This is a genomic window from Psychromonas sp., assembly GCF_983033635.1.
The window spans coordinates 1-6,202 of sequence record NZ_CEZLMY010000142.1; the positions used below are offsets into that span (position 1 = coordinate 1).

Annotated in this window: 6 protein-coding genes; 4 read left to right on the forward strand and 2 right to left on the reverse strand. The window is 39.6% G+C overall.

Annotated elements, in window-relative coordinates:
* Nucleotides 1-281: 281 nt before the first annotated feature.
* The gene (locus tag AC4GME_RS14660; protein WP_490376506.1) at nucleotides 282-1,028 is read left to right on the forward strand and encodes a phosphatase; all 747 of its coding nucleotides are present in this window, start codon (nucleotides 282-284) and stop codon (nucleotides 1,026-1,028) included.
* Between the two features lie 60 nt (nucleotides 1,029-1,088).
* Here the strand turns inward: AC4GME_RS14660 and AC4GME_RS14665 are convergent, their stop codons facing one another.
* Nucleotides 1,089-1,574, reverse strand: coding sequence for a MarR family winged helix-turn-helix transcriptional regulator (locus AC4GME_RS14665; RefSeq protein ID WP_490376505.1), 486 nt, complete (start codon nucleotides 1,572-1,574; stop codon nucleotides 1,089-1,091).
* Nucleotides 1,575-1,673: 99 nt separating this feature from the next.
* On the opposite strand from AC4GME_RS14665, the gene AC4GME_RS14670 reads away from it, so the two are divergent.
* A complete protein-coding gene (locus AC4GME_RS14670; protein ID WP_490376504.1) occupies nucleotides 1,674-2,942 on the forward strand; it encodes a multidrug effflux MFS transporter in 1,269 nt (422 codons plus the stop codon).
* Nucleotides 2,943-3,149: 207 nt separating this feature from the next.
* Here the strand turns inward: AC4GME_RS14670 and AC4GME_RS14675 are convergent, their stop codons facing one another.
* The gene (locus AC4GME_RS14675) at nucleotides 3,150-3,905 is read right to left on the reverse strand and encodes a substrate-binding periplasmic protein (RefSeq protein ID WP_490376503.1); all 756 of its coding nucleotides are present in this window, start codon (nucleotides 3,903-3,905) and stop codon (nucleotides 3,150-3,152) included.
* A 614-nt stretch (nucleotides 3,906-4,519) separates the two neighbouring features.
* On the opposite strand from AC4GME_RS14675, the gene AC4GME_RS14680 reads away from it, so the two are divergent.
* Together AC4GME_RS14680 and AC4GME_RS14685 are read left to right on the forward strand one after the other, a co-directional pair.
* Nucleotides 4,520-4,891, forward strand: a complete 372-nt coding sequence (locus AC4GME_RS14680; RefSeq protein WP_490379650.1) for a hypothetical protein — start codon at nucleotides 4,520-4,522, stop codon at nucleotides 4,889-4,891.
* A 103-nt stretch (nucleotides 4,892-4,994) separates the two neighbouring features.
* A partial coding sequence (locus AC4GME_RS14685; RefSeq protein WP_490379651.1) for a methyl-accepting chemotaxis protein occupies nucleotides 4,995-6,202 on the forward strand: 1,208 nt, incomplete at its 3' end.

Here is a 6,202-nt window from a genome sequence, read left to right on the forward strand (position 1 = left end):
CCACAGACTCTGTTATTTACATATATGAATTAATGATATTTTATAAATCAATATCTGGAAATAAATATTTGATATAACATGGAAAATAAAAAAGAAGCATAACTGTCATTCGCTGAAAATTGAGCTCATTACACGGATTGCGAATCAATCCGGCCTTTTAGATTATTTTTTAATTTTTATGGGCACAGAGTCTGTTTTCTAATGGAAATAATTCTATGAAATTCACTTAATTCACAATACTATGAACCCATTAACTGCAACTATTATCAAAGCGAGGTTTTATGAAATTTGACGTTGATACTCATACACATACTTATGCGAGTGGTCATGCTTATAGCACTTTGCTGGAAAATGCTCAGGCAGCCAAAGAACATGCAGTAAAGATGTTTTGTACCACAGATCATTCAGAATCTATGCCGGGTGCTCCTCATTATTGGTTTTTTGCTAACCAGAAAATATTGCCGAGGTTTATTTCAGGTGTGGCTGTTATTCGCGGCGTGGAATCTAATATTGTAAATATTGATGGTGAAATTGATATCCCGTTAGAAACGGATTGCGAGCTGGATTGGATTATTGCCAGCCTGCATGAACCTGTATTTATGCCTGCAAATAAAGCGGCGCACACACAAGCACTGATTAATGTAATTAAAGGCGGACGCGTGGATGCACTTGGGCATTTAGGCAACCCCAACTTTGACTTCGATTTTCATGCGGTAATTGAATGTGCCAAAGAGCATAACATCGCAATTGAATTTAACAACAGTTCGCTTAAAGGTGTAAGCCGTATCGGCAGTGCTGACCGTTGCCTTGAAATTGCACGTATTGCGCGAGATGTAGGCGCTTATGTCACCACAGGAACAGACGCCCATTTTTGCCAACAAATCGGTCAGTTAGAGTTAGTAAGTGATTTGTTTGATAAGATAGAGATGCCGACTCAGCAAGTAATTACACATACAACTAAACAGTTTCTGGCATTCTTGAAGTTAAGAGGCAGACCATTTATTGCTGAATACAAAGAGCTTTATTAAGTCGGCTATATAAATTTTCTCTACAGCCTGAGTTACTAATAAGATGCGCTCTCTTACTATTTACTCATACTGCTCGAGAATGCGCTGTAATAGTGTATTTAATTGTTCCTGCTCATCCTTGCTTAATACCTGAAATATACGCTGCTCCTGCTGGTGCAGTTCTGGCAGCATAGTTTCCACAAGCTGTTTTCCCTGCGCTGTCAGTTGTACTAATTTACTGCGTTTATCTTCCGGATTATCAAGCCGTTCAATCAATTCAACCTTGCTCAATCGTCCCAGTACTTTAGTCAGTCCGCCAGAGCTGAACAGCATGGCTTGATACAGTGCTGTCGGGGACAGACAGTAAGGAGCAGGACTACGTCGCAGAGTACAAAGCACCCCGAAGTCAGCCCTTTGCAGATTAAATCTTTCGACATATTGTTGGATATTGCTCTGAAAAATATCGCTAACCCGAAACAGGCGCAGTAACGCAGGAGAAGTCGAACCGACACGTTCAGGCCAGTTAAGGGCTCCCTCTTCAAGAATTTGCTTAATACTGTTGGTCATGAGCTCGGCACCTGTCCTTTAAAATAAAATCGCAATATATCTTGCCAGAAAGATAAAGTCCAGATAGTATCTTTCCAGAAAGATAAATGAGAACTACTTATGACAACACAAACAATAGTAACAGAAGTTAAAAATCACTCGCGCCATGAAGTTCACGATATTTCTAATAGTCGAACTATATCCAAAACCCTAATCCTCACTTTAGCTAGCGTTTTTGCAATATCACCTTTTGCTATCGACAGTTATCTACCGGCGATGCCAACCATGGCGCTAGATATGCAGGTCGATATTTCCATGATGTCAGTCACTGTCAGTTTATATGTACTGGGATTGGCAGTTGGTCAGTTGATTGGCGGGCCCTTGTCTGATCGACAAGGACGCCGCTTTGTAATGGCACTGGGTCTGGGAATTTTCGCTATCGGCAGTGCCCTGCTTACCACCAGTACCACTATTGAGATCTTATGGTTATGGCGTTTTGTACAGGCGATTGGCGGTGGTATGGCTGTAGTCGGTGTTCCTGCGGTTATTCGTGATAATAGCAGTGGTAAAGAGTCGGCCAAACTGTTTTCATTGATTGCGTTAATCATGATGATTGCCCCTTCGATCGCCCCAACAGCTGGTACCCTGATTCTGACAATGGCAGGTTGGCATTGGATTTTCTATTTTCTTGCTGTCTTTGCCATTGCTGTGATTGGATTGGTAATGCTATTTATTCCGCCAAGAACGGTGCATGTCAGAGCTAAAATAACTGATTCTAACACTAAGTCAAAACAGTATGGTTTACTGTCTGTTTTTAAAGAAAAACGCGCGCTAGGTTTTATGCTGGCTCAGGCTTTTGCCTATGCGGTAATGATGACGTTTTTAACCAATGCTTCGATGATCTATATGGAAGTATTCGGGGTAAGCGCAGAGCATTTCTCATTACTGTTCGCCGCTAATATCTGTGGTCTGGTGACAATTAATCGACTGAATACTCTGCTATTACGCTGGTATGATCCTGCTGCTCTGCTAAAACATTTTCTGTTGATGCAGGTGATCGGCGGACTGGTTTTAGTCGCATCGGTAGTTATTGCACCGGATCAACTCTATTTTGCGGTGACAGGATTCGTCATTAGCATCGCTGCGTGTGGCGGAATAATGGCAAATGCCAGTGCCTGTTTCCTTAAATTTTATGAGCATAATGCCGGTTCCGCATCCGCGGTATTAGGTGCTATACAATATACTGTCGGTGCAGCAGTTAGTGCACTTGCCGCTTTTATCAGTATGGGAATGTTGCAACCCGTAGTGATTGTGATGCTGCTGTCATCAATGCTTGCCCTGTTGGCCGCAGTTATTGCTGATAAGGGAGACAGCAAAGGGGGTAATTGAACATCAGCTAGGGATCTTGCCTTGCCCCCTAAATTACAAAATGTAAGATCTGATAATCATAAAGCAAGCTCTTAACATCTAAGTATTTTACTAACTTAGAAGGCTTGCTTATCTCCGCAAAGCAATGTGAGCGGCAAGTACCCTTCCATTTTAAAATGGCTATATACAGCAGTAAATTAGACAGCGATGCAAACAAATCAGGCGGCTCTAATCCTGCTGCATATATTTTTGGTATAAACGTTGGCCATTTTGTTCTCGAACTTGTGCTAATAATTCCCAAAACTGCGCGGCTGTTTGCGGGGATAACTGCACAAAATCATTAGATAAAACAAGATACCAATCTCTGGTTAAAAATGGAGTAGCAAGCGTAGTTACCGCTGACGTTAAATTGTTATTCTGAATTATTTTATCGCCAATCGACTGTTCAATCACATAAGCATCCAGTCGCTGCATTGCCAGCAACTGCAACCCTTTTTCCGGGGCAATATTTGACACACACAAATTCTTTATCTGTCCTAGTTTATCAGATACCACATAGCCCAGAGGCGCTGCTACTTTTATTCCTACCTGGTTAAAGTTATCACCGTTCCATTGCAGGGTACTTTCTTTATGTACAAACACAGGATAGCTAGCCTGCCATATAGCTTTAGATCTATCTAGTTTCCCTTCCGCTGTTTTAGGGTATGAAAATAATTTATCGCGTTGTACGGTATAAATTACCGCAAAGGCACCATCGAATAATGCTAGCTCTACATTCCTTAAACACCGCTTCCATGGGAGTTGCACAAGTTCTATCTGCAGCTCACTTTGTGAATTCATTATATTGATAAAATCAATAAACACACCGTTGTTTTGCTCAATTCCAAAATACGGGAGGTTATTAATTTTTTCCAGGCACAATACAATCGGCTTTGCACTGCACATTGATGTCAAAATTAAAAAAATTAAAGCAAGATATTTCATGGTGATTTCCTGTGACAACAAACATCCGTCACCGTTAAGTATAGTGCTTGAGAAAAATTCGACGGCGTTTTTTGAATAGAAGATTAAAACATCAGTGCCAGGTCATAGCTTTTAAATAACGGTAACGTTGCACAAGAATTTTCATCTCTAATTACTGTTGGCCGCGATTATTGCCGATAAGAAAAATAACAGGGTTTAGTAGGACAAAAATAGAAAAAAAATAAAATTAATGTAATCTAAATATTTACATAGGGTTAGGTGGTAACAGTAATGCTAGCAACACTTTTCTGGGACAGAGCCACTTGATTAGTAGTACAAATTCTATATCCTTGCGCTGAGTATGGATAAGTGCAGATTGAACTTGCTAATGTGTTTTATTTAACAGCAGATAAATAGTCGGAATCAGTCCTTTTTTTTTGACAAAAAAGAAAGCGCTTACACGTCATTTCGTCAAATACAATAAAGGTAGCGCAGACATGACAGGCTTTGTTAAACAGTTTGTGGCATTCACTGATAACAATAAGCAAAAACACTGAGTTATGGGCTGCACCCACAGTTCAATAGCAACGAATCAAGTGTAGATAATACACAGGTTAGTACCATAGGAATAAACAATGCAAGGTCACGGTAAGACACTATTTAATTGGGATAATATTATTTTATATGTTGAGGCTTTTGGCCCCTTTAATGAGGAAGGCATAGTTGATGCTGCAGATTCATATCAAAATGCGATTATTGACAGAACATCTGATTTATTTTCTATTATCGAAATTTGGGATGCTGAGTGTTTGGGTTCTCCTCAGACAATAAGTGAAGTCGGTAAACATTGGAGTATCTTGAGCAGGAATGGCTGTATTTCGTTGGCAATTGTTGTCGCAAATGGGGTACAAAAATCTATTGTTAAAAGTCGACTTCCTGAGATCGGAAAGGTTTTTAGCGATAAAGAAGATGCAATACAGTGGCTACAGCAAAAGTTAAACAGTTAAACAGTTAAACAAGACTTTTAAACGAATTAAAAACAGTTGGCTGTTTTCAGCCGTTTAATATTATAGCCGCTTAAGGTGGCGCGATTTACACTAAGGGGTACATATGTCATTTACCATCAAACAAAAAATCTATTTTTTCATCGCATTTTCACTATTCGCTATAATAATTCTTGGTTGGCGTTCGATGAATGTACTGCACGATGAAATGCACGAAGATCGTGCACAGCAGTTAAAAGTACAAGTTGAATCAATAGAGGGGCTGCTAAAGTCATATCAGAAAAAAGTGACAGCTGGTGAGTTAGAACTTAAAGAAGCACAACAAGATTTTTACAAAACATTGCAGGAGCTACAGTACAGTGGTAATGGCTATTTTTTTGCTTTTACGACCGATATGATTTTACAAGCAAGTTTAAAAGGTAAAAAAACAGGTGGTAATATCACCAATATTAAAGATGCCAATGGACGTTTTGTGTATCAGGATCTTTTAAAGAGTACCCAGAACCCTGCTGGCCGCGGATATGTTGAATACCAATTCCAACGCGTTGCCGATGGCGCAGCAGAAGATAAATTATCCTATTCGATTTCATACAAACCTTGGAGCCTTGTGGTCGGTACCGGTATTTACATACAAGATATTGATGATAAATTAAATGCTAATATTATTGAGATGGTAATAGAAATTGCGATTATTTTAGTAGGCCTCATTATTATTGCTTTTGTCATCATTAACGCAATTATCAAACCTATCGAAAATATTCAAAAAGTGATGGTTAAAGCTGAAAGTGGCGACATAACCCAGCGCTTAGATATTTTAAATAATGATGAACTTGGTGCATTAAGTAAATCGATAAACTCAATGCTTAGTGAGTTTCATAGTTTGCTGGAACAATTAGTGGGCTCGTCTCAAAACCTAACCTCTGCCTCTGATAGTCTGTCGGTTATTGCGGGCCAAACAAACCGTGGTGTCAGCAAACAAAGTGAAGAGATTCAAACAGTTGTAAGTGCGATTGAGCAAATGTCGTTAACCGTTAAAGAAGTTGAAGGTAATACCGTTAATGCATCAAATGCCACTGCAGAAGCGAGTGATATGATCCACAATGCAAGTTCTATGGTCGCAGATACAATGAATTTAATTGATAATGCATCACAAAAAATCGACCATGCAAGCTTAGTTGTTGATGAACTTAAACAGGGTTCGGCTGAAATTGCAGAAGTGTTGAATGTCATTACCGGTATTTCAGATCAAACAAATTTACTTGCATTAAATGCTGCGATAGAAGCGGCTCGAGCAGGCGAAGCCGGGCGTGGTTT